The organism is Fluviibacter sp. (assembly GCF_057744235.1).
Map to the genome: position 1 here is coordinate 1 of NZ_JBIJFP010000024.1, position 21349 is coordinate 21349.

20 protein-coding genes are annotated in these 21349 nt (G+C 55.8%); 10 read left to right on the forward strand and 10 right to left on the reverse strand.

Translation table 11 applies throughout. The features are described 5' to 3' along the window. Positions 1–173 precede the first annotated feature (173 nt). Positions 174–611 (forward strand): DUF2721 domain-containing protein, encoded by a 438-nt coding sequence (locus AC3GOJ_RS09360; RefSeq protein ID WP_488237201.1) that lies wholly within the window; start codon positions 174–176, stop codon positions 609–611. Between the two features lie 45 nt (positions 612–656). On the opposite strand, the gene AC3GOJ_RS09365 is transcribed toward AC3GOJ_RS09360, so the two are convergent. From AC3GOJ_RS09365 to AC3GOJ_RS09375, 3 genes are read right to left on the reverse strand one after another with little or no spacing between them, the layout of a single operon-like run. Beyond that, positions 657–2174, reverse strand: coding sequence for an efflux transporter outer membrane subunit (locus AC3GOJ_RS09365; protein ID WP_488237202.1), 1518 nt, complete (start codon positions 2172–2174; stop codon positions 657–659). Next, on the reverse strand, positions 2171–5383 hold the full coding sequence (locus AC3GOJ_RS09370) for an efflux RND transporter permease subunit (RefSeq protein WP_488237203.1): 3213 nt from the start codon (positions 5381–5383) through the stop codon (positions 2171–2173). Before AC3GOJ_RS09370 ends, AC3GOJ_RS09365 begins: the two co-directional genes overlap by 4 nt. Before the next feature lie 20 nt (positions 5384–5403). After that, complete coding sequence (locus AC3GOJ_RS09375; protein WP_488237204.1) at positions 5404–6891, reverse strand: efflux RND transporter periplasmic adaptor subunit; 1488 nt, start codon at positions 6889–6891, stop codon at positions 5404–5406. A gap of 200 nt (positions 6892–7091) precedes the next feature. On the opposite strand from AC3GOJ_RS09375, the gene AC3GOJ_RS09380 reads away from it, so the two are divergent. The 3 genes from AC3GOJ_RS09380 to AC3GOJ_RS09390 are packed head-to-tail and all read left to right on the forward strand — an operon-like array spanning position 7092 to position 9083. After that, the gene (locus AC3GOJ_RS09380; RefSeq protein ID WP_488237205.1) at positions 7092–7343 is read left to right on the forward strand and encodes an RNA-binding protein; all 252 of its coding nucleotides are present in this window, start codon (positions 7092–7094) and stop codon (positions 7341–7343) included. A gap of 53 nt (positions 7344–7396) precedes the next feature. Next, the gene (gene ychF / locus AC3GOJ_RS09385) at positions 7397–8488 is read left to right on the forward strand and encodes a redox-regulated ATPase YchF (protein WP_488237206.1); all 1092 of its coding nucleotides are present in this window, start codon (positions 7397–7399) and stop codon (positions 8486–8488) included. 16 nt (positions 8489–8504) lie between these two features. Beyond that, a complete protein-coding gene (locus AC3GOJ_RS09390) occupies positions 8505–9083 on the forward strand; it encodes a lipid-binding SYLF domain-containing protein (protein ID WP_488237207.1) in 579 nt (192 codons plus the stop codon). A gap of 86 nt (positions 9084–9169) precedes the next feature. Here the strand turns inward: AC3GOJ_RS09390 and AC3GOJ_RS09395 are convergent, their stop codons facing one another. From AC3GOJ_RS09395 to AC3GOJ_RS09405, 3 genes are read right to left on the reverse strand one after another with little or no spacing between them, the layout of a single operon-like run. Further along, positions 9170–9739 carry a YceI family protein gene (locus AC3GOJ_RS09395; RefSeq protein ID WP_488237208.1) on the reverse strand — a complete coding sequence of 190 codons (570 nt, stop codon included), beginning with the start codon at positions 9737–9739 and terminating at the stop codon, positions 9170–9172. A 46-nt stretch (positions 9740–9785) separates the two neighbouring features. Further along, a complete protein-coding gene (locus AC3GOJ_RS09400; RefSeq protein ID WP_488237209.1) occupies positions 9786–10355 on the reverse strand; it encodes a YceI family protein in 570 nt (189 codons plus the stop codon). A 15-nt stretch (positions 10356–10370) separates the two neighbouring features. Beyond that, positions 10371–10931 carry a cytochrome b gene (locus AC3GOJ_RS09405; RefSeq protein ID WP_488237210.1) on the reverse strand — a complete coding sequence of 187 codons (561 nt, stop codon included), beginning with the start codon at positions 10929–10931 and terminating at the stop codon, positions 10371–10373. Between the two features lie 85 nt (positions 10932–11016). Here AC3GOJ_RS09405 and gluQRS point away from each other — a divergent pair, with 85 nt between their 5' ends. Together gluQRS and AC3GOJ_RS09415 are read left to right on the forward strand one after the other, a co-directional pair. Then, entirely contained in the window at positions 11017–11943 is a 927-nt protein-coding gene (gene gluQRS, locus AC3GOJ_RS09410) for a tRNA glutamyl-Q(34) synthetase GluQRS (RefSeq protein WP_488237211.1), read from the forward strand. Continuing rightward, positions 11933–12700 carry a sulfite exporter TauE/SafE family protein gene (locus AC3GOJ_RS09415; RefSeq protein ID WP_488237212.1) on the forward strand — a complete coding sequence of 256 codons (768 nt, stop codon included), beginning with the start codon at positions 11933–11935 and terminating at the stop codon, positions 12698–12700. The genes gluQRS and AC3GOJ_RS09415 overlap by 11 nt, the downstream gene beginning before the upstream one ends. Before the next feature lie 16 nt (positions 12701–12716). On the opposite strand, the gene clsB is transcribed toward AC3GOJ_RS09415, so the two are convergent. From clsB to AC3GOJ_RS09435, 4 genes are read right to left on the reverse strand one after another with little or no spacing between them, the layout of a single operon-like run. Then, entirely contained in the window at positions 12717–13919 is a 1203-nt protein-coding gene (gene clsB / locus AC3GOJ_RS09420; RefSeq protein ID WP_488237213.1) for a cardiolipin synthase ClsB, read from the reverse strand. A 1-nt stretch (position 13920) separates the two neighbouring features. Beyond that, positions 13921–14667 carry an endonuclease/exonuclease/phosphatase family protein gene (locus AC3GOJ_RS09425; RefSeq protein ID WP_488237214.1) on the reverse strand — a complete coding sequence of 249 codons (747 nt, stop codon included), beginning with the start codon at positions 14665–14667 and terminating at the stop codon, positions 13921–13923. Positions 14668–14693: 26 nt separating this feature from the next. Further along, entirely contained in the window at positions 14694–15785 is a 1092-nt protein-coding gene (gene nadA, locus AC3GOJ_RS09430) for a quinolinate synthase NadA (RefSeq protein WP_488237215.1), read from the reverse strand. A gap of 11 nt (positions 15786–15796) precedes the next feature. Continuing rightward, a complete protein-coding gene (locus AC3GOJ_RS09435) occupies positions 15797–16249 on the reverse strand; it encodes a rhodanese-like domain-containing protein (RefSeq protein ID WP_488237216.1) in 453 nt (150 codons plus the stop codon). A gap of 156 nt (positions 16250–16405) precedes the next feature. Between AC3GOJ_RS09435 and AC3GOJ_RS09440 the strand changes: the two genes are divergently transcribed. The 4 genes from AC3GOJ_RS09440 to AC3GOJ_RS09455 form a co-directional block, all read left to right on the forward strand. Further along, positions 16406–17674 carry a cation diffusion facilitator family transporter gene (locus tag AC3GOJ_RS09440; RefSeq protein WP_488237217.1) on the forward strand — a complete coding sequence of 423 codons (1269 nt, stop codon included), beginning with the start codon at positions 16406–16408 and terminating at the stop codon, positions 17672–17674. 225 nt (positions 17675–17899) lie between these two features. Then, positions 17900–19312 (forward strand): type I glutamate--ammonia ligase, encoded by a 1413-nt coding sequence (glnA, locus tag AC3GOJ_RS09445; RefSeq protein ID WP_488237218.1) that lies wholly within the window; start codon positions 17900–17902, stop codon positions 19310–19312. Between the two features lie 107 nt (positions 19313–19419). Then, the gene (glnL, locus tag AC3GOJ_RS09450; RefSeq protein ID WP_488237219.1) at positions 19420–20493 is read left to right on the forward strand and encodes a nitrogen regulation protein NR(II); all 1074 of its coding nucleotides are present in this window, start codon (positions 19420–19422) and stop codon (positions 20491–20493) included. A gap of 131 nt (positions 20494–20624) precedes the next feature. Next, positions 20625–21349 (forward strand): sigma 54-interacting transcriptional regulator (locus AC3GOJ_RS09455; RefSeq protein WP_488237220.1); only part of this gene is annotated, 725 nt, incomplete at its 3' end.

A 21349-nucleotide genomic window follows, 5' to 3' on the forward strand; every position in this document is an offset into this window, starting at 1 on the left:
ATGATTTCCAGTACTAATGCGGTCTTGCGCTTGGCGGTCCACCGCTTGATATCTTCTTCCATCACGATACTCATGTCATTTCCTTTCAGAATTATGACCTGAGCAGCTTTTTAGTGGGTCATTACAAGGTTTCATACAAGTTTTAATCAGCAGTCAATCTTCAGGAGATTTTCATGAGTTCCAATGTGGAAAGCATCACGCACCTCGTGCAGCTAGCGATGACGCCAGCGTTTATGCTTACGGGTATTGGCGCAGTGTTGTCGGTTTTGTCGGCCAGATTGTCACGTACTGTGGACCGCTCTCGACAGATTAAAGATTTTATTTGTAAAGGAGCTTCGGTGGAGGCATACCGTCACGAAGCGATGTCGCTTGACCGCCGTTCAAGAATTATTCACAAGGCGATATATTGCTGCTCGTTAGCAGCCTTTAGTATTTGCACCGTGGTCTTCAGTATTTTCTTATCTGAAATTTTTCCGGTGCTTTCCTTTGATGGAAAACTGATCGCTTGGTGCTTCTCACTGGCAATGATGTTTTTAAGTGCTGCTTTGGTGCTTTTTCTTCGGGAAATCAGGATTTGTTACGTTAGCTCAGATACGATCGTATCTGAGTAACCTGCGCAACAATCCATTAGTACCGCAGCCGCTAGGTGGGTTGCGTTATTTAAATGGCCAAATCCCCTGTTGGTTCACCGGGTTTTTTGGGTCGTTGCCATCGGCAATGGCTTTGTTAGCGGCCATTGTTTTCTGGTCTGCTGCTTCCCAACCACCACCCAGTGCCATGTACAGCGAAACTTGTGACAAAGCGCGATCCGCCTGGCTTTGTGCCAGGTTCAGCTGTGCTTTGAACAGGCTATCTTCAGCATTAAGCACGGTCAGATAATCGGTGTAACCGTAATTGAACTGCATGCTCGATAGGTTGGCATAGGTTTTAAGCGTGCCAACCTGTTGTTGGCGTGCAGTGACCAGCTTGCGCGTTTCTGTCGTGGCGATCAGCGCATTGTCGGTATCGCGGAAGGCGTTTTCTACGGATTGCAGATATTGGGACATCAGTGCCTGCTGTTCAGCTTTGGAAGCCATATAGCGACCGTAGATTTCGCCCCCTTTGAAAAGCGGCCCCAGCATTGTTGGGCCAAAGTCCCAGATAGCAGAGCCGGGCCCAAACAATGATCCTAGTGCGGTTGCGGAGGTTCCCAGCGTTGCAGTGAGTGAGATATTCGGAAAGAACTGGGCTTTAACAGCACCAATTTGTGCATTCGCGGCGATGAGTTGCTGCTCGGCGATACGGACATCGGGGCGACGCGCCAGAAGCTCAGAGGGTAGGCCAACTGGCGGGGTTGGCAATACCAGTTGATCAATGGGTTTGCCGCGGGGAATGGTGCCCGGATTGCGGCCCAAAAAGAAATTCAGGTTGTTTTCCTGCTGGCCGATCGCTTGGACGAGTGGCGGAATCGCGGCTTCTGCGGCATCAACCTGTGATTGAATCTGCGATACCTGCACCATGTTGGCAGTGCCGTAACGGAAGCGCAGGTCAAAAATGCGCAGCGTGGTCTTGTAGTTTTCTAATGTCTGTTTTGCAACCGCTAACTGTTGGTCGAGCGAACGCAACGTGACATAGATATTGGCTACTTCACCAGCAACGCTTAAGGCGATGGCCTGGCGTGTGGCAATGGCGGCAGCCTCTTGGGCGCTGGCCGCTTCATATTGGCGGCGTAAACCACCAAAGACATCGATTTGCCAGGACGCAGGGAGTGCCATGGTGCCAATGGTGGTCAGGCTGCCAGGCGTGCTTGTGACCACGTCCTGATTCAGGCCTGAGAACTTGCCACGCTCGCCGGCCGCATAATATTCAACTTGGGGGAAGAATTTGCCGCGTGTTGAGATTAGCTGGCCACGGGCTTGTCGGACGTTGGCAATCGCCGACTGTAGATCACGATTGTTCTGCAGCCCGGCCTCGATCAGTTCATTTAGAACCGGGTCGTTAAAACCTTGCCACCAGCTATCGCTGGCCAGTTGAACGTCAGAACTCATCGTTGGCGCAGGCGAAGTCGCAGCCGAGCGGAATGATTCTGGATTATTGGTGTCAGGACGCTCATAGTCAGGGCCGACCGCACAGCCCGTCAGTACGCCGGCACTGATCAGCACGCCGATCAGCGAGCGTGGGGAATGACGTGTCATTTGGCGTCCTCCCCTTGAACCGGTGCGTCGAGATTGTGGGGGCCCGGTTGGGCAGGGTTATCAGCCACCATCTGTTTTTTCTTCTCGCTCATTTCTTCAAACACGACAAAGAAGAGTGGCACAAAAATGATGGCGATCATGGTGGCACCGATCATGCCACCGATGATGCCGGTGCCGATGGAGTGGCGGCTATTGGCCGATGCGCCAACGGCAGTGGCCAGCGGGACACAGCCCAGAATAAAAGCCATGGAGGTCATCATGATCGGGCGGAAGCGGATTTCGGCAGCCTGCAGGGCGCCATCGATAATCGACATGCCCTTTTCTTCTACGTTGGCCACGGCGAACTCCACAATCAGAATGGCATTTTTGGCAGCCAGCGCAATCAGGGTGACCAGGCCGATCTGGAAGTAAACGTCATTTTCCAGGCCGCGCAGGAAGACGGCGACCAGTGCGCCGCAGAGCGCGAAAGGCACGGCGAACATGACGCTAAATGGTAGTGACCATTTTTCATAGAGCGCCGCCAGGATCAGGAAAACCATGATCAGCGCAAAGGCAAACACGAACACAGCCGTGCTACCGGATTGGAGCTGTTGGAAGGCTTCGCCCGACCAGGCAATTTTGTATCCTGAAGGTAGCACTTCGTCGGCCACCTCCTGCAGGGCCTTGATCGCCTGACCCGAACTGTATCCAGCTGCATTGTTACCGGTAACCTGCACGGCTGGGTAGGCGTTAAAGCGGGTCACGATATCCGGGCTAGCTTCATAGCGGTAGCTAATCAGCCCGCGTAAAGGCACCATGGCGCCTGTTCGGGAGCGGACGTACATCGTGTCAAACGCTGAAGGATCCTGACGGAAATCCGCATCGGCTTGCAGAATCACCTGCCATAAGCGGTTCTGATAGGCGAACTGGTTCACGTATTGAGAGCCGATCATTGTTTGCAGCGTGCCATACACATCGTTGACGGGAACATCGAGCAACTCGGCTTTACCGCGATCAACGTCAACGAACATCTCGCGGGCGTTTGTGCTAAAGGTTGTGTTGAGTGCGGTTAATTCAGGGCGCTTTCTGGCGGCAGCCATAAAGCGCATCGTTTGCTCTTCCAGCTCGTCCATCGAGCCATTCCCTGTCTGCTCCAGCCACATCTGGAAGCCGCCGGTGGTGCCCAGGCCCGGAATAGAAGGTGGGTTGACCGGAATCACAATGCCATCGTTTTTGGTCGCGAAGTGCTTGCGACCATCATCAATGATGGTAAAAGCGGAAGCGGCTTTGTCGGCCCGTTCATCAAAGGGTTTCAGGCCAATAAATAAGGTGCTAGCGCTGGGCAGTACCTGCGAATCGATAATGCTGTAACCCGCGTAGCTGGTGGCGTAGCCAACCCCGGGTTGTTCCTGGAACCAGTTAGCACCGGCGTCCGAGAACGCGGCTGTTCGTTGGAGGCTAGCCGATTTGGGCATCACCACGGCACCAAACAGGTAGCCCTGATCCTCTTCCGGGACAAAAGAGCCGGGTATTACGCGAAACAGCACGATTAGCGTAAGTATGACACCGCCAAAAATCATGAATGAAGGTTTGCGATGGGTGAGCGTCCATTTCACCGCCATCATGTAGTGGTCACGAATTTTGTTGAACAGATTTTCGAAGCCAACAAAGAAACGGGGTTTTGCCACATCATCTTCATTGGTTTTGGCGCGAATCAGAATGGCCGCCAGTGCCGGCGAGAGTGTCAGTGCCACGATCGAGGAGAGCGTCACCGACACGGAGAGCGTCAGCGCAAACTGACGATAGAGCTGGCCAGTAATACCTGACATGAATGCAACCGGGACGAACACGGCAGCCATCACCAGGGTCGTGGCGATGATCGGGCCCGTGACTTCGGCCATGGCAACGGCGGCGGCTTCGCGCGGTTGCATAGACGGGTTTTCTTCCATGATCCGCTCGACGTTTTCAATGACCACGATGGCGTCATCGACCACGAGACCGATCGCCAGAACCAGACCAAACATGGTGAGCATATTGATCGAGAACCCGAACAGACTCATGCCGATGAAGGTACCGATAATCGAGACGGGCACGGCGACCAGCGGAATGAGTGTGGCTTTCGGTTTTTGCAGGAACATGAACACGACCAGCACCACCAGAATCATCGCTTCGAAGAAAGTATGAATGACTTCTTCGATCGAAGAGTTGATGAACTCGGTGGCGTCCAGCGTAATCTCGTAAGTCATGCCTGGCGGAAAGCTGGGTTTGAGCTCTTCTAGCTTTGCTTTGACGGCCTTTGCCACATTCAGCGCGTTGTAGCCCGGCTGGAAGTAGATCAGCATCAGAGCGGCATTTTTCTGGTTGGTTTTAACATCAAAGTTGTAGGTTTGGGATCCTAGTTCGGCGCGCCCGACATCGCGTAGGCGCACAATGGCACCTTCCGAACCGGGCGTTACCGATGGTTTGCCGGCTTTGACGATGATGTTCTCGAATTCTTCCGGCGTTTGCAGCATGCCGTTGGTGGTGATCGAGAAGTTCTGGATGATGTTGCCTTTAGATGGCAGTTGGCCCATCTGACCGACTGCATATTGCTGGTTCTGGGCGGTTATAGCGTTGGCGATATCGTTGGTGGTGAGTTTGTAGAGGGTGAGTTTGGTTGGATCCAGCCAGATGCGCATCGCATAGTTGGGGTTTCCGCCAATCGAAGCCATGCTGGAGCCCGGAATACGCTGAACTTCGTTAAGCACGATGATATTGGCAAACGTACTAAGCTCGGTGAGGTCGTATTTGTTGTCCTGGTCTTTGATGGCGACGACCATCATGATCGATGAACTTTTTTGCTGAATGTTCACGCCCTGACTGGTCACTGATTGTGGCAGCTGGGGGAGCGCTGTATTGACGCGGTTGAGCACATCCGTTTGCGCCAGCGCCGGATCTTTGTTGATGTCGAAGTAGATGCTTAGTGTCATGTTGCCGGCCGTATTGGTCGAATACATGTAGAGCATGCCGTCGGCACCGTTGACCTGTAGCTCGATAGGAGAGGCGACGTTTTGCGAGACCGTTTCCGCATTGGCGCCAGGATAGGTGGTAGAAACCTGGATCTGTGGCGGTGTGATGTTCGGATACTGGGCAATGGGCAGGGACACCATTGCCACCAGGCCGGCGATGGTAATGACGATAGAGATGACGGCCGAGAAGATCGGCCGGTCGATAAAGAACTTCGAGAACATGATTGATTTGCCCCGTTCGGTTACTGAGCGGAGCGCGCTGCCGGCGCCTGAAGGCTGTTTGGAACCGGTGCCGGTGCATTGGGGACGCCCGGAGCCAGAGGCACTTCCTTAGGTGCAACCAGTTTGGGTGCCGCGGCTGGTGCTACCGGCATTGGGAGCTGTTTAGGATCCTGTGCCTGGTTGGCCTCTGATTGAACCTGTGCGCCCGCACCGTAGGGATTCGGTGCTTGAGTTTCTGTTGGCGGCGTTGGTAGTTTAACGGGTTGGGCTTCGGGTGCCTTAACTGCCGATGGTTTTACGAGCTGATTGGGCGACATGCGAAGCACATTGGTGACAACCACGCGCTCTCCCGGATTCAAGCCATCGTTGATGACCCAGTTGGGGCCATTCCAGTAACCTGGGGTCACCGTGCGAGAATGAACGCGATTTTCCTCGTCTACCACCCAAACGTAAGCACCCTGGCTGCTTTGTTGCACAGCCGATTGAGGAACCAAATAGACGTTTTTCTGGACTAGTCCAACAATCGTTGCTGTGACAAACTGGCCCTGTTGTAATGCACTGCTCGGATTCGGGAAGACCGCGCGCATCAGACGCGTGCCAGTATCCACGTTATAGAGCACATCGGCAAAACCGATCTGGCCGACGTACGGATACAGCGTACCGTCCGACATCGTCAGAGTGACGTTGAGATCGGTCAGGCTGCTTGCAGCCAACTGCTGCTGCTTCAAGAGGCGATCCACGTTGAGCATCTGATCTTCAGAAATAGAGAAGTACACCCACATCGGATCCATCTGATTGACTACGGTGAGCTCGGAGTTCGGGCTGCCGACGGCCAGATAGGTGCCCAATGCCTGTTTTCGTACCGAGGCCAGGCCAGAGATCGGTGATCGGATCGTGCAGTATTCCAGATTGAGCTGCGCTGTTTCCACATTGGCACGGGCCTGATCAACACCTGCTTGAGCCCGCAGGAAGTTGCCGGTGGCCGTATCCAGATCCTGTTGCGAAAGGGCTTTGGCCGCTGCCAGCGGTTTGATGCGGTTGAGCGTTAGTGTTGCTGTACGCAGCGAGGCCTCTTGCGCTACCAGTGCCGCTTTTGCGGCATCGAGTTGAGCGATAAATGGGCGTTTGTCCATTTCAAACAGGATGTCACCCGCTTTAACCCACGTGCCTTCTGTGTAGACCTGTTTTTCGAGGAAGCCCGAAACACGTGTGTAGATCGCAACAGATTGCGGGCTACGAGTCTGACCCACCAGCTGGGATTCCAGCGGTACCGTCAACGGTTGAACCTCGATGGTATCCACGCCCAAGGCGAAGTGTGCCTTCATGTAGGGGGCGATGATGTCCGTTTTGATCACATGCGCGGCGACCAGTAGCGCAAAGACAATACCGACGGGCTTGCGCCAGCGCGGGTTTTTCAGAGCAGCGACAACGTCCTCTTTTTTGAGGTTTTTCAGAGATGCCCAGTCAAAGTTGCGAACCAGCGCAATGGCGTTCTGGAGTCGGGACATCAGTGCTGCAGGAATGAATTTGGCCATGGGTCTGAAGACAAAAAAGAAACTGAACGTACGCGATAAATCGGTATCGTCAGAAGTTGGAACATGAAAGGCCAAAACCTTACCATAGGCGAAGGGGGTTTTACTTTCATTTACATACAGATAGTGCGGGTTAGTGTCATAATAGTGCAACGCAGCAATTGCATGGAAAGTAGATGAAAGATTTCGGCCAGCGACTCTATGTCACGGGTATTGGTGTGGACATCTCTGAGGAGGATTTGCGAGGGTTGATTTTCAAATATACCCACCATGATGCCGTCAGTGTGTCTCGGGTAGACCTGGATACGGATCTACCGGCCTACGTGATCGAATTTGACGGGCTACGGGATGGCGAGCTCCAGCAAATTGCAGCACGCATCAATGGCATGTACTGGCATGGCCAGAGTATTGCGGTACACCTGATCTGAGCCGGTGCTTTAGAATAGCGACCATATTTCAAAATACGTAGCCAAGGAACACCATGAGTCTCAAATGCGGCATCGTCGGCCTGCCTAACGTCGGCAAATCCACTCTGTTCAATGCCCTGACCAAAGCCGGCATCGCCGCCGAGAACTATCCTTTCTGCACCATCGAGCCGAATGTGGGGATCGTGGAAGTGCCGGATCCGCGCCTCGATGCCCTTTCCGAGATTGTGAAGCCGCAGCGTGTGCAGCCGGCCATTGTGGAGTTTGTGGATATTGCCGGCCTGGTGGCGGGCGCGTCGAAGGGCGAAGGCCTGGGTAACCAGTTTCTGGCGAATATCCGCGAAACCGATGCCATTGTGAACGTGGTTCGTTGCTTTGACGACGAAAACGTCGTGCACGTGTCTGGCCGTGTGGACCCGATTGCCGACATTGAAACCATCGTCACCGAACTGGCATTGGCCGACCTGGCCGTGGTTGAGCGCACGATTGCCCGTGACGGTAAAAAAGCCAAGTCCGGTGATAAGGATGCCCAGAAGCTGGTGGCCATACTGGAAAAGCTGCTGCCGCATCTGAACGAAGGCAAGCCGGCACGCACGCTGGGCCTGGGTGACGAAGACAAGGCGGCGCTGAAGCCGCTCTGCCTGCTCACGATTAAACCGGCCATGTACGTGGGTAACGTGCTGGAAGATGGTTTCGAGAACAACCCGTTCCTGGATCGGTTGCGTGAATTTGCCGCCAAAGAAGGCGCGCCTGTCGTGGCCGTCTGCGCCAAGATGGAGGCCGAACTGGCAGATCTGGATGATGCCGACAAAGCCGAGTTCCTGGCTGAGATGGGTCTGGAAGAGCCGGGGCTGAACCGCGTGATTCGTGCCGGTTACGATCTGCTGGGCCTGCAGACTTACTTTACGGCGGGGGTGAAGGAAGTGCGTGCCTGGACGATTCACAAGGGCGACACGGCACCGCAAGCGGCCGGCGTGATTCACACCGACTTTGAACGTGGTTTCATCCGTGCGCAGACCATCGCCTTTGCGGATTTCATCGCCTTCAAGGGCGAGCAAGGTGCCAAAGAGGCCGGCAAGATGCGGGCCGAGGGTAAGGAATACGTGGTACAGGATGGGGATGTCCTGAATTTCCTTTTTAACGTCTAAATACATGATGGAAACCATGAAGAAACTATGCTCCTGGGGCTTGTGTGCTCTGGCTCTGACCCTGCCGGTTGCACCGGCCTACGCGCTGTTTGAAAGCAAACCGGTTGCTCAGCAACGGGCCGAAATTCTCAAGCAGAACAATCAGACCATGCAGCGTCTCTATCGTCTGGAGCCGCATGCCAAAGAGCTGGTTGCAAAATCGGCTGGTTATGCGACGTTCAGCAATTTCGGCATGAAGATCTTGATCGCTGGCGGCGGTTCGGGGTCGGGTGTGGTCATGAACAAGGCTAATCCCAAACCGGTCTTCATGAAGATGGTCGAAGTGCAGGCCGGCCTGGGGGTGGGCATTAAGTCCTTTAGCGTGATTTTCGTGTTTGAGACCGAAAAAGCCCTGCAAAGCTTTATCAACTCCGGCTGGGAATTTGGTGGTCAGGCAACGGCGGCGGCCAAGTACGAAAACAAAGGGGGTGCCTATGAAGGTGCCGCTAATGTGAGTGAGGGCGTTTGGATGTATCAGCTGACGGACAACGGGCTGGCGGCCGAGATTACCGCCAAGGGCACGAAGTATTACCAGGACAGCGACCTGAACAAATAATCAGATCCGCGTTGTAAGTCGCAAGAAAAAAGGGCTACCGGGAATTCCGGTAGCCCTTTTGTTTGGGCTCTGTGACGTGAGTACGATTAGTTCTTGATCGCTTCAACGGCCACCGACAGTTCGGTTTCATCGCTGACACCGGGTGCATATTTGCCCAGACCGAAGTCGCTACGCTTGATCTGCGTTACGGCATTGGCACCGCAGGCGTCTTTCTGCCGCATCGGGTGCACGGCGCAGTTGAAGTGGGTGATTTTCAGCGTGACCGGCTTGGTGATGTCGCGAACGGTCAGATTACCCATGACTTCCGTCGGTTTGTCGCCCTTGAACTTGAAGCTGGTCGATTTGAAGGTGATGGTCGGGTAGACGTCGGCATCAAACCAGTTGCTGCTGGTCAGGTGGCCGTCAAAGGCCTTGCTGCCGGTATCAACTGAGTCCACCTTGATTGTGATGTCGGCGCTGCCAGTTTTTGCCTTCTGATCCAGTGTGATGGTGCCGGTCGTGTCATTGAAGCGGCTGCGCTGCTTCGAGAAACCCAGGTGGGTGTATTCGAAGCTGGCAAAGGTATGGGTCGGGTCAATCGTATAAGTGACGGGCTCTGCGAAGACGCCGGAGGCCAGGGTGGCAGCAACAGCGCCAATGATGAGGTTTTTTTTCATGGTGAAACTCCTGTGGGGTGAAAATAAAACGGGGTGAAAGAAGGGGTTACTTGCCGCTGAGTGCGAGGCGGATAATCAACGTGACATCATTGGCGACGGTGCCTGTGCCGGCCCAGGCGCCCTGGCCCAGATTGAAATCAAGTCGTTTGATGATAACGGTACCATCGAGGCGAGCCGTCTGTGCGGTGTCACGATTCAGCGTTACCGGAAACGTCAGCGCTTTGGTTTTGCCACGAATGGTCAGATTGCCGGAGAGCTCGAAACGATCCTTGCCCAGGGCTTTAACTTTGGTGACGGTAAAATCGGCCGTTGGGAACTGTTGCACGTCAAACCAGTTTTTGCCCAAGGCTTCGGCAGTGGCTTCGTCGTAACCAATATCAAAGCTGCGGATATCGACATCGGCTTTGGCAGCTGCGTTGGCGGGCTTGTCCGGATCAAAGCGAACCTGCGCCGTAAATTTGCTGAAGCTGCCTTCGGTTTTGCTGCCCATGAGTGTGGGCACAAACTTGATGGTGGATTTGGTCGTATCGACACGGTCGTATTCGATGGCAGCGACATGAGCCGACAGCCCTAGCGAAAGGGTTAGAGCCAGCAAGAGGGTCTTAGAGAAATGCATGAGAGCTTCCTTGTCTTACTTGCGCTGACGGGGCAAACGCATACGTGCCATCAGGTTGTCTTTATCGATGACCTGATGCTTGATGGCTGCCGCAATATGCAGACCGACCAGCGCCATCAGGCTATTGGCCAGAAAACCGTGAATCTCCTTGAGCGTATGGGCAAGGGCTTTGTCTTTGTCGATAAGATTGGGCAGGTCAAACAGGCCGAAATAGTTGGTGGTAAAGCCTTTGGCGGAACTCATCAGCCAGCCGGTTAATGGAATGGCAATGAGCAGGATGTAGAGCAACAGGTGCACCAGATGGGATGCGCCGATCTGCCATTTTGGTGTGCCCGCCGGTTGCGGTGGCGCCTGATGGGTGGCGCGCCAGAAAACGCGCAGTACCCAGAGGTAGGCTACTGTGACGCCCAGCCATTTGTGCCAGCCCACCATCTGAATCCGCTCCGGGCCCACGGGCAGTTCTCCCATACCTAGCCCGATAAAATAGGTGGCGATCACCAGCCAGGCCATAAGCCAATGTATGGCAATGGCAGGCGTGGTGTAACGGACGGTGTCAGGAAAATTATTTTCAGTCATATGTTCGCTGCAGTAGGTTTTTCGTAGGTTGCGCCTTTATTATCATAGGATTGTTCGTGCAATGTGAATCCATCATTCAAATTTTATGAGTTTAGTGGCTCAACCCACTGCCTACATAGGGCGTTTTGCCCCATCGCCTACGGGGCCGTTGCACTTTGGTTCCCTAGTAGCGGCTGTGGGCAGTTATCTTGATGCCGCAGTAGCAAAAGGGCAGTGGCTGTTAAGGATTGAGGATGTCGATACGCCACGCTCGGTGCCTGGCATGATCGAATGGCAGATGGATGCACTGGCCGCCTACGGGTTTGTGTGGGAGGGCGCTATCGTTCGACAATCGATGCGCAGCGCAGATTACCAAAGGGCACTGGATCGTTTGATCGCGAGTGGCAGCGCCTACCCTTGCACGTGTACCCGCAGCCAGATTGCGGCTGTGCCGGGCGTTCGGATGGGGGTTGATGGCTATGTTTATCCGGGGACCTGCGCCCACTGGGCACCCGGCGATCCGGTGCCGGCGGGGGCTGCCTGGCGCTTTCGCGTCCCCGAGGGTGTGACCGGCTTTGAAGACCGGATTCGCGGTGATCAGCGGCAGGCGCTGAAGCAGGATGTCGGTGACTTTCCGCTGCGTCGTGCCGACGGCTGTTTTACCTATCAGTTAGCTGTTGTGGTCGATGATCTGGCACAGGGTGTCACCGATGTCGTCCGTGGTGCCGACCTTCTGGATTCGACACCGCGTCAGATCGCCCTTGTCAAAGCCCTCGGCGGGATGGTGCCCACCTATGCACATCTGCCGATCGTGAAGAACACGGACGGCGAAAAGCTTTCAAAGCAAACACGGGCAGCGGCAATTCCATTGGGGGATGAAGCAGATCGGGTTGCCCAACTCTGGCAGGCGCTGGTCTTTCTTGGACAGGCTCCGCCTCAGCAGCTCAAGGAGACCGACCAAAGTATTCTTTGGGCTTGGGCAGAAGCCCACTGGAACATGAATCATTGCGGAGCATGTACCCATGTCGATTGAATTGGTTTGCGTCATCGCCGGTTTTTTATGCGGCTTCTTTAATACCGTGGCATCAAGTGGGTCGGCAGTCACTTTGCCGTTGCTCGTTTTTCTGGGAGTCCCAACAGCCATCGCAAATGGCACGAACCGCTTGCCGGTCGTGCTGGCGTCCCTAGTTGCCACCTATGCCTTTATCAGAGCCGGCAAAATACGTTGGGGAACAGCCGTCAAACTGATTATCCCCTCGATGGCTGGTAGTGTGGTCGGGGCTGAAATAGCAGACCACATTGATCCGACAAAACTTCACGGGGTGATTGCGATTGCCGTGGTGATTGCGCTCATCCTGTTATTCACCCGAATCAAAAGTGTCTTAGAGTCCACCCTCAATGAGCCCGAGCGATACCGCTTTCGTGACGCCTTCTATCTATTTCTGGTTGGGGTCTGGATGGGATTGATCGTTCTGGATGGCGCAACCTATTTATTGATGGTCTTGATTCTGTCGATGCGTATGCAGCTTCAAGTCGCCAATGCTTACAAGAACTTGATCCTCGCTATTGTTAGCGGGATGTCTTTGGTTGTGTTTGCCATAGATGGAAATGTCGACTGGAAGCTGGGCGGGATGTTGGCGATAGGAAGTTTGATTGGCGGCTATGTAGGGGCGCGTTTTGCCATGCATGAACTTGCTAAAAAATGGACCTTCCGATTTCTAGTAGCGATCATCGTTTTGGAATTGACCCATATGGCCGTGATGTATTTCACGGGAGACATGATCAATTGAAAGCCACGGTTATTCATTAGTTGTCTGCGTAACGCGTCAGGCTCAGCAGGCGAAAGAGGATGCGGGCACTGATGATGCGCAAAGCACGGTGAAGGCCAGAGTGCCTAGCCCAACCCGATACCGTAATCTCCCGGCAATCTTGAGTGATGACGTCGGACAGCTCTTGCTCAAGCGCTTGGCAGAATGGCGAATCGTGAATTATCAGGTTAGCTTCACGCGCCACGAGTAGTGAAAAAGGGTCCAGATTAGCCGAGCCCAGGGTGGCCCAGCGGCCATCAATGACACCAACCTTGGCATGCATGAGGCCGGGCTGATACTCGTGAATATGAACGCCGGCAACAAGGAGTCGGTGATAGAGCGACTGCGATGCGTAATGCTGGAGCCGGTATTCGACGCGGCCCTGCAGTATCAGATCAATGCGAACGCCGCGTTGTGCTGCATCCAGCAGGTTACTAAGAATGTTCCGGCTGGGAATGAAATAGGCCATCGCCAGGGTAATGCGATTTTTAGCGGATTGAATGCCTTCGATATAAGCCTGCTCAATGCTAAGACGGTGCATCAGATTGTCGCGAAGCAGGAGACCGCAATGAATCGAGCCCACTGGCGTGGTATCCACAGGTGTCGGCATTGGGCGCACGCCATGACGAAAGAATGGGCGCCTCGACAGCGTTAGCCATTGGCGATCCATGGCTTGCCCGATCTGCAGAATGATCGGGCCTTCAATGGCCAGCGCAAAATCAAGACGCGTGGGGGAGGAGTTGCCCGTAGCATCGTCGATAATGTTAATGCCGCCCAGAAAAGCGGTCTGACCATCGATGAGTGCCATCTTGCGGTGCATGCGTCGGAGGCGCGTACGTTTGCGGGAGAGCAGGTGTCGCCAGAGATGCTGCTCAGGTCGGAAGATCCGAACCTGTACGCCAGCTTTCAGCAACAGCGGTAGGTGATGGGTGTCGATATTGCGTGCGCCAAAGCCGTCAACGACGAGTCGGACATCTACCCCGCGTTGGGCTGCGTCGCAAAGCGTCTGCGTCACGGCGTCGCCAATGGCGTCATCGGCATAAAGGTAGGTTTCTAGCCGTATGGTCTGTTGTGCTGCTGACAGTGCGGTGAGTAGTGACGGAAAGTACCCGTCGCCGTTGCATAAAAGACGTAGCCGGTTGCCGCCGTTGATTACGGGTGCGGCGTTTAGGGCGCTCAGTAGCCGGCCGCCGATATGCATGTTAGCCCGTAAGCGAGAGCTCGCAACGGAGCGCCGCGTGATCCGAAATCTTCGACCAGCCCGCGCCATAGTGCACATCGGCGCGTACGGCTTTCAGGCCGCGAATATAGATGCGATCCAGGCGCAGCATGGGCATGGCGACCGGAAAGCTGCGAGCGGGTTTGCCTGATAACTGATCAAAAACTTCGACCATCTCCAGTCGTTGGGCGAGGTGTTCACTGGCATGGTTGCGCCAGTCGTTGAAATCACCGGCAATAATGAGCGGCTGATCGTGCGGCACAAGCCGATCGATCTCTTCCGCCAGTGCGGCCATCTGCCATTTGCGCGAGCGCGCCAGTAATGACAGGTGGGCGCAGACACAGTGGACGGTCTGGCCCTGCCATTGAATCTGTGTGTGCAGCAGCCCACGACGTTCGAAGCTCAGGTGGGTGATGTCCTGGTTGTGGCTGCGTTCGATCGGGTAACGCGACAGAATAGCGTTGCCGTGATGCCCATGGTCATAGAGGACGTTCTGACCGTAACTGGCGTGCCAGATATTATCGGCCAGAAACTCATGCTGCGGTTGCGTGGGCCAGTTGTCGTGCTTGATGGCGTGCTGCTGGTGCAGGCCCTGAACTTCCTGCAGAAAGACCAGATCCGGATCGAGGTGTCGCAGACGATCGCGCAGATCATGCACCGTCAGACGGCGATTGAACTGCGAGAAGCCCTTGTGGATATTGTAGGTAACGAGCGATAGCGTATTGGACATGGTGCGCCCGTCGGTCAATGAGACCGTCAGGAAACCTCGAGCATGCGTTCCATGGCCAGCTTGGCCGCGGCGGTCTGGCTTTCCGGTACACGGATGGCGTTCACTACATGGCCGGCCACCAGGTTTTCCAGGGTCCAGGCTAGGTGTTGGGGATCAATCCGCTGCATGGTCGAACACATGCAGACCGTAGGTGACATGAACTGTACGATCTTGCCTTCCGGCGCCACTTCACGGGCCAGACGCTCCACCAGATTCAGCTCGGTACCCACCAGCCAGCGCGTGCCCGCAGGCGCTTCCTTGATGATCTTGACGATGTATTCGGTAGAGCCAATGTAATCCGATGCGGCACAGACATCGAACGAACACTCCGGGTGCGAGATGACTTTGCCCTCAGGGTGTTTGGCGCGGAACGCCTCGATATGCGATGGCTGGAACATCTGGTGTACCGAGCAGTGCCCCTTCCACAGCAGAATTTTAGCGTTGCGAATCTGCTCCTGGGTGAGGCCACCGCGTGGCTGATCCGGATCCCAAACCACCATCTCATCGAGCGGGATGCCGCGCTGATGGCCGGTCCAGCGACCCAGGTGCTGGTCCGGGAAAAACAGGATTTTCGGGCGACGTTCTAATGCCCAATCCAGAATCACCGGCGCATTCGATGACGTACAGACAATACCGCCGCGATCGCCGCAGAAAGCTTTGAGATCGGCGGCAGAATTAATGTAGGTAATGGGTGTGACCTGATTGGCCGGGTCTTCGCCCAGTGCTGCCGTCAGTTCACGCCAGCAGCGTTCGACCTTGGTCAGGTTGGCCATGTCGGCCATCGAGCAGCCGGCCGCCAGATCAGGTAGGATCGCTGTCTGATTGGGCTTGGTCATCATGTCGGCGACTTCAGCCATGAAGTGCACGCCACAGAATACGATGTACTCGGCATCGGTCTGGCTGGCCAGACGCGAGAGTTTAAGAGAGTCGCCCGTCAGGTCGGCATGCTGGTAGACATCAGCGCGCTGATAGTGATGGCAGAGCAACACCGCACGCGCGCCTAATTGTTTGCGGGCGGCATGAATGCGTTCCTGGCAGGCCTGGTCGGTGAGGTCGCGGTAGTCTTCAAATGACAGCATGCTTGCGATCCTTAGCCTTGATACCAGGGGAGGCCGTGGAAACGCCAGCCACCCAGATTGCCACGGTGGTTGTTGGCATCCTTGTCGCCTTCAAAGCCTTCCAGAATGTTGTAGGCCGCTGTAAAGCCGGCGTCTATCGCCGCGCTGGCCGCGCTGCGTGAGCGGACGCCGCTGCGGCAGAGAAACAGAATCGTGGCATCGCGGGCGACCTGGCGTTGCAGGTCGCTGATGAATTGCAGGTTGCGCGTCATTTCCGGATATTGCACCCAGTCAATTTCAATGGCACCCGGAACTCGGCCCACCCAATCCCATTCAGCGCGGGTGCGGACGTCGACCAGCACGGCACCCGGTGCTTCCTGAAGAAGGATCAATGCTTCCTGCGGCGTGACGTCGCCGCTGTAATTAAAGCCCTGCTGTTCGGCGCGCTGGCGTGCCAGGGTCAGAATGTCGCTGATACGGCTCATGATGAATGTTCTGTTAAACCGATGTCGGGCCGACGCGGAGGCCGGGGGATTAGGGATAAAATGCGGCAGTAAAATATCACGTAGAAGGCGAGTATACGCGGCTGCTGCCGCGAGCGGAATCGCCACAGCCAAATCCGGACTCTAAAGGAAATACGTATGTCTCTGGGGCATCACCACGCCGGGCACGCTCATGCCCATGACCAGGCCGCACTGATCGATGCACTGACGGGCGCTCATGGTTCCGAGGCCTCTAATCGGCTGGTACGTCGATCCGTCAATGTCAGTATGGGGCTGAACATCGGGCTGTCGGTGCTTCAGATCATCGTGGGCTGGTTCGCGCACTCCCATAGCTTGCTGGTGGATGGCTTCCATTCTTTCTCTGATCTGCTATCGGACGTATTGGTGTTGTTTGTGGCCAAACACAGTGCGCGGGCGGCCGATGACAACCATCCCTATGGTCATGCCAGACTCGAAACCCTGGCCACCCTGATTCTGGGCGTGATGTTGTTGGTCATCGGCGGTGGCTTTCTCTATTCGGCAGCGGAACGGGCCGTGAGTGTTGAAACGGCACCACCGGTCGAAATGATGGCGCTTTATGTAGCCCTGCTGGCACTGGTGTCGAAAGAGTGGCTCTTTCGCTATATGCTGAAAATTGCCAAAAAAGCCAATTCGGCGATGCTGATCGCCAATGCCTGGCATTCGCGCTCGGATGCAGCATCATCCCTGGTGGTGGCGATTGGTATTGGTGGTAGCTTGCTCGGCTTTGTCTACGCCGACCTCCTGGCGGCCGCCATCGTTGGGGCCTTGATCGTCAAAATGGGTTGGCAATTCTCAAGAACGGCGCTGGAGGAGCTGATTGACAAGGGCGCCAGTGCGGAGCAGATCGAAGAGATTCGGCAGGTGATCCGTGTGACGCCGGGGGTGATGGATCTGCATGACCTGCGTTCGCGACGCATGGCCGACCGGATTCTGGTGGATGCCCATGTGCATGTGGCACCGCGCATTAGTGTGTCAGAGGGGCACCGGGTGGCCGAGCTGGTCCGGCAGCGCGTGCGTGCGCAATGCCCGCAGGTTTTAGACGTGCTCGTGCATATTGACCCGGAAGACGACAGCCTGGCGCATGCAGCCATGTCGAATGAAGACCTATCGCGGGCGCGGCTGGAACAGTGGGTTTTGGACGCAGCCGATCGCATCTGGGGACATGCAGCGCAGGCGCCCGAGCGTGTGCAGTTGCACTATCTGAACGGCCGGATCGAGGTGGAGATTCTGTTGCCGCCAGCGGCGGGCGATTTACCAGAGCCTGCCGAGATTGAGGCAGGCGTCAAGTCACTACGGGCGGCAGCGCAGGCTGCCGGTTTACCGCTAGCGCTATGGACGGTTTACCGTCGCCTTAGCGAGCATGCACCAGAACAAAGCGCACAATAACGGTGCAATAACTCTCTGCCTGCACCTTGTTGGTGCAAAAAGGGGTGGTTTGGTAGGAACGCAGTTCGAAAAAGCCGTCCGGTGGCCCCGTTGCGGCGGTCGTTATCGTATTATCATTGGCATGGATCATGCTTTGTAATCCGGGCAAAGATTTCCGAGCAAAGATGTTTTCTGTTTGTAACTGTGTAGATTGACCGTTGCGGTCGCTTTTAGGAGATAGCTGTTATGACCACCGTGCAAGACGTCCTGAAGCTGGTCAAGGACAACGACGTTAAGTACGTCGACTTCCGTTTCACTGATACCCGTGGCAAAGAGCAGCACGTTGGCGTGCCGATCAGCCAGTTCAATGAAGAGAAATTTGAAGAAGGTCAGGCATTTGACGGTTCGTCGATCGCCGGTTGGAAGGGCATTCAGGCCTCCGACATGCTGCTGATTCCGGATCCGGCCTCGGCCTACATCGACCCGTTCTACGACGAAACCACCCTGGTGCTGACCTGTGACGTGGTTGAGCCGACCGATGGCAAGGGTTACGACCGTGACCCGCGTTCGATCGCCAAGCGCGCCGAAGCCTATCTGAAGAGCTCGGGTATCGGCGACACCGCATTCTTCGGTCCGGAACCTGAATTCTTTATTTTTGATTCGGTCGAATGGAAGACCGACATGTCGGGCACTTTCGTGAAGATTTTCTCGGAAGAAGCCGCCTGGTCGTCGGATGCCAAGATCGAAGGCGGCAATACCGGCCATCGTCCGGGCGTCAAGGGCGGTTATTTCCCGGTTGCCCCGGTGGATAGCTTCAATGACATCCGTACGGCCATGTGTAATGCCATGGAAGCCTGCGGCGTTGAAGTAGAAGTGCACCACCACGAAGTGGCCACTGCCGGTCAGAACGAAATCGGTACCAAGTTCGACACGCTGGTCCGTCGCGCCGACAAGACTCAGGTTCTGAAGTACTGCGTGCTGAACGTGGCACATCAGTATGGCAAAACCGCCACCTTCATGCCGAAGCCGATCGTTGGCGACAACGGTTCGGGTATGCACGTTCACCAGTCGATCTGGAAAGACGGCAAGAACCTGTTTGCCGGTGACCAGTATGCTGGCCTGTCGGAAACGGCCCTGTATTACATCGGCGGCATCATCAAGCATGCCAAGGCCCTGAATGCCATCACCAACCCGGGTACGAACTCGTACAAGCGTCTGGTACCGCATTACGAAGCACCGGTGAAGCTGGCTTATTCGGCCAAGAACCGTTCGGCCTCGATCCGCATCCCGTTCGTGGCTTCGACCAAGGCGCGCCGTATCGAAACCCGTTTCCCGGATCCGATCGCCAACCCGTACCTGTGCTTTGCAGCCCTGCTGATGGCCGGTCTGGATGGTATCCAGAACAAGATCCACCCGGGCGATCCGGCTGACAAGAATCTGTACGATCTGCCGCCGGAAGAAGATGCGCTGATCCCGACCGTGTGTGCCAGCCTGGATGAAGCACTGGACGCACTGAAGGCCGACCATGAGTTCCTGACTCGCGGTGGCGTCTTCTCGAAGGATTGGATTGATTCGTTCATCAATCTGAAGATGGAAGAAGTCAACAAGGTGCGTATGACCACGCACCCGGTTGAATTCGAGATGTACTACTCGTGCTAATCCAAGGCACGATCACATTGCAGAGCCACTAACGGCAAACGCAAGCAAAGAGGGACGGTTCGCCGTCCCTCTTTTTGTTTCCAGACCGTCCTGATAAAACCCCATACATGAACGCCAAGGCTATCCCGATTCCAACGCCGACAAACTATGCCGGCCTCGAACTGTTGTCTTCAGCCGCGGTGGTGCTCGACCGCTCCCAACATATCGTCTATCTGAATCCGGCGGCTGAAAACCTGTTGCGTATCAGCCAACGGGCGGCGCTCGGGCGGGAGTTGTTTCAGGTCATCGGCGTGACGCCCGAGCTGGTCAGCGCCATCATGAAGTCGTTGAGTAACCAATGGGGCTATAGCGGTCAGAATATCCAGATCGAGCGCAGTGAAGAGGTTTTTCACGTTGATTGCACCGTCACGCCCCTCGATGATGCGGAAGGCGGCTTGCTCATCGAATTGCGGCCCGTGGATCAGCAGTTGCGGGCGCGTCGAGAGGAGCGGCTCATCGAGTTGCAGCTGCGCCATCGCGAGCTCATGCGTAATCTGGCCCACGAAATCAAAAACCCCTTGGGAGGTATTCGGGGTGCGGCCCAGTTATTGGAACACGAGTTGCCCAACCCGGGTTTGCGCGAATACACCCAGGTCATCATCAAGGAAGCAGATCGTCTGCAGGATCTGATGCAGCGCTTGTTGCAGCCCCATCAGGGCATGCAGCCCGCGCCGACCAATATCCATGAGATTCTCGAACGCGTACGCAGCCTGGTGCTGGCCGAGTTTCCTAAAACCATTACCGTTCGCCGCGATTACGATACCAGTCTGCCCGAGATGACGGCCGACCGTGAACAGCTGATACAAGCCGTGCTCAATATTGCCCGCAATGCGGCGCAGGCCATGGCAGGTAGTCCGGAGCATGGTGGCCAGATCACGTTACGAACGCGTGCCGTGCGTCAGGTGACGCTGCTCAAGCATCGCTGGAAGCTGGCGATCGAGCTACAGGTGATCGATAACGGCCCTGGCATTCCGCGCAGTATTCTGGATCGCATGTTCTATCCGCTGGTATCGGGTCGCGAGGGCGGCACAGGGCTGGGGCTGACGATTGCCCAGAGTTTCATCCAGCAACATCAGGGCACCATCGAGTGTGAAAGTAAGCCCGGTCATACGCAATTCATCATCCGGTTGCCGGTCGCCTGATGGCGTAGAATACAAATCGCCTGTTTTAATCTCGCGATACCAAAAACCGGCATGGTATTTGCTCATCTTCGGTTGTTAAAAAACAACCGGTGTGCCCTCTGGCTGACTGGTGAATTCTGGAGACACCGACCATGAAGTCCGTCTGGATTGTTGACGACGATCAGTCCATCCGCTGGGTGCTGGAAAAAGCCCTCGGCCGCGCCGGTATATCGCAGCGCAGCTTCGACCATGCCAATGATGTGATCAATGCACTGGATGCGGGTGACCCACCGCCGCAAGTGCTGATCTCCGATATCCGTATGCCCGGACCCTCCGGTCTGGATCTGCTGGCGCGCATCAAAGCCCTGCTGCCAGATCTGCCGGTGATCATCATGACGGCCTACTCCGATCTGGAAAGTGCGGTTGCCGCCTTTCAGGGCGGTGCCTTCGAGTATCTGGCCAAGCCTTTTGATGTGGATCAGGCGCTGGCACTGATTCAGCGCGCGATGGCGCAATCGGCCAAGCCTGCGGCGGCCGCCACCGAAGAAGAGCCCGGTATGCCCGAGATTCAGGGGCATGCGCCGGCGATGCAGGAAGTCTTCCGGGCGATTGGTCGACTGTCGAACTCCAGCGCCACCGTGCTGATTACCGGCGAATCCGGTTCGGGTAAGGAGCTGGTTGCGCGTGCCTTGCACCGGCACAGCCCGCGTGCGAAAAAACCTTTTATTGCCATCAATACGGCGGCCATTCCGCGTGATCTGCTGGAATCCGAACTCTTTGGCCATGAGCGAGGTGCCTTTACCGGGGCCGCCACGCAGCGCCGCGGCCGGTTTGAAGAAGCCGATGGCGGCACGTTGTTCCTGGATGAAATCGGCGA

Coding starts and splice junctions, on each gene's coding strand:
- clsB (WP_488237213.1), bottom strand. CDS start 13,919: ATGCATATCGGCGGCCGGCTACTGAGCGCCCTAAACGCCGCACCCGTA.
- AC3GOJ_RS09370 (WP_488237203.1), bottom strand. CDS start 5,383: ATGTTCTCGAAGTTCTTTATCGACCGGCCGATCTTCTCGGCCGTCATC.
- ychF (WP_488237206.1), top strand. CDS start 7,397: ATGAGTCTCAAATGCGGCATCGTCGGCCTGCCTAACGTCGGCAAATCC.
- AC3GOJ_RS09395 (WP_488237208.1), bottom strand. CDS start 9,739: ATGAAAAAAAACCTCATCATTGGCGCTGTTGCTGCCACCCTGGCCTCC.
- AC3GOJ_RS09440 (WP_488237217.1), top strand. CDS start 16,406: ATGTCTCTGGGGCATCACCACGCCGGGCACGCTCATGCCCATGACCAG.
- AC3GOJ_RS09390 (WP_488237207.1), top strand. CDS start 8,505: ATGAAGAAACTATGCTCCTGGGGCTTGTGTGCTCTGGCTCTGACCCTG.
- glnA (WP_488237218.1), top strand. CDS start 17,900: ATGACCACCGTGCAAGACGTCCTGAAGCTGGTCAAGGACAACGACGTT.
- AC3GOJ_RS09365 (WP_488237202.1), bottom strand. CDS start 2,174: ATGACACGTCATTCCCCACGCTCGCTGATCGGCGTGCTGATCAGTGCC.
- AC3GOJ_RS09375 (WP_488237204.1), bottom strand. CDS start 6,891: ATGTCCCGACTCCAGAACGCCATTGCGCTGGTTCGCAACTTTGACTGG.
- AC3GOJ_RS09435 (WP_488237216.1), bottom strand. CDS start 16,249: ATGAGCCGTATCAGCGACATTCTGACCCTGGCACGCCAGCGCGCCGAA.
- AC3GOJ_RS09425 (WP_488237214.1), bottom strand. CDS start 14,667: ATGTCCAATACGCTATCGCTCGTTACCTACAATATCCACAAGGGCTTC.
- AC3GOJ_RS09400 (WP_488237209.1), bottom strand. CDS start 10,355: ATGCATTTCTCTAAGACCCTCTTGCTGGCTCTAACCCTTTCGCTAGGG.
- AC3GOJ_RS09380 (WP_488237205.1), top strand. CDS start 7,092: ATGAAAGATTTCGGCCAGCGACTCTATGTCACGGGTATTGGTGTGGAC.
- AC3GOJ_RS09405 (WP_488237210.1), bottom strand. CDS start 10,931: ATGACTGAAAATAATTTTCCTGACACCGTCCGTTACACCACGCCTGCC.
- AC3GOJ_RS09415 (WP_488237212.1), top strand. CDS start 11,933: ATGTCGATTGAATTGGTTTGCGTCATCGCCGGTTTTTTATGCGGCTTC.
- glnL (WP_488237219.1), top strand. CDS start 19,420: ATGAACGCCAAGGCTATCCCGATTCCAACGCCGACAAACTATGCCGGC.
- nadA (WP_488237215.1), bottom strand. CDS start 15,785: ATGCTGTCATTTGAAGACTACCGCGACCTCACCGACCAGGCCTGCCAG.
- AC3GOJ_RS09360 (WP_488237201.1), top strand. CDS start 174: ATGAGTTCCAATGTGGAAAGCATCACGCACCTCGTGCAGCTAGCGATG.
- gluQRS (WP_488237211.1), top strand. CDS start 11,017: ATGAGTTTAGTGGCTCAACCCACTGCCTACATAGGGCGTTTTGCCCCA.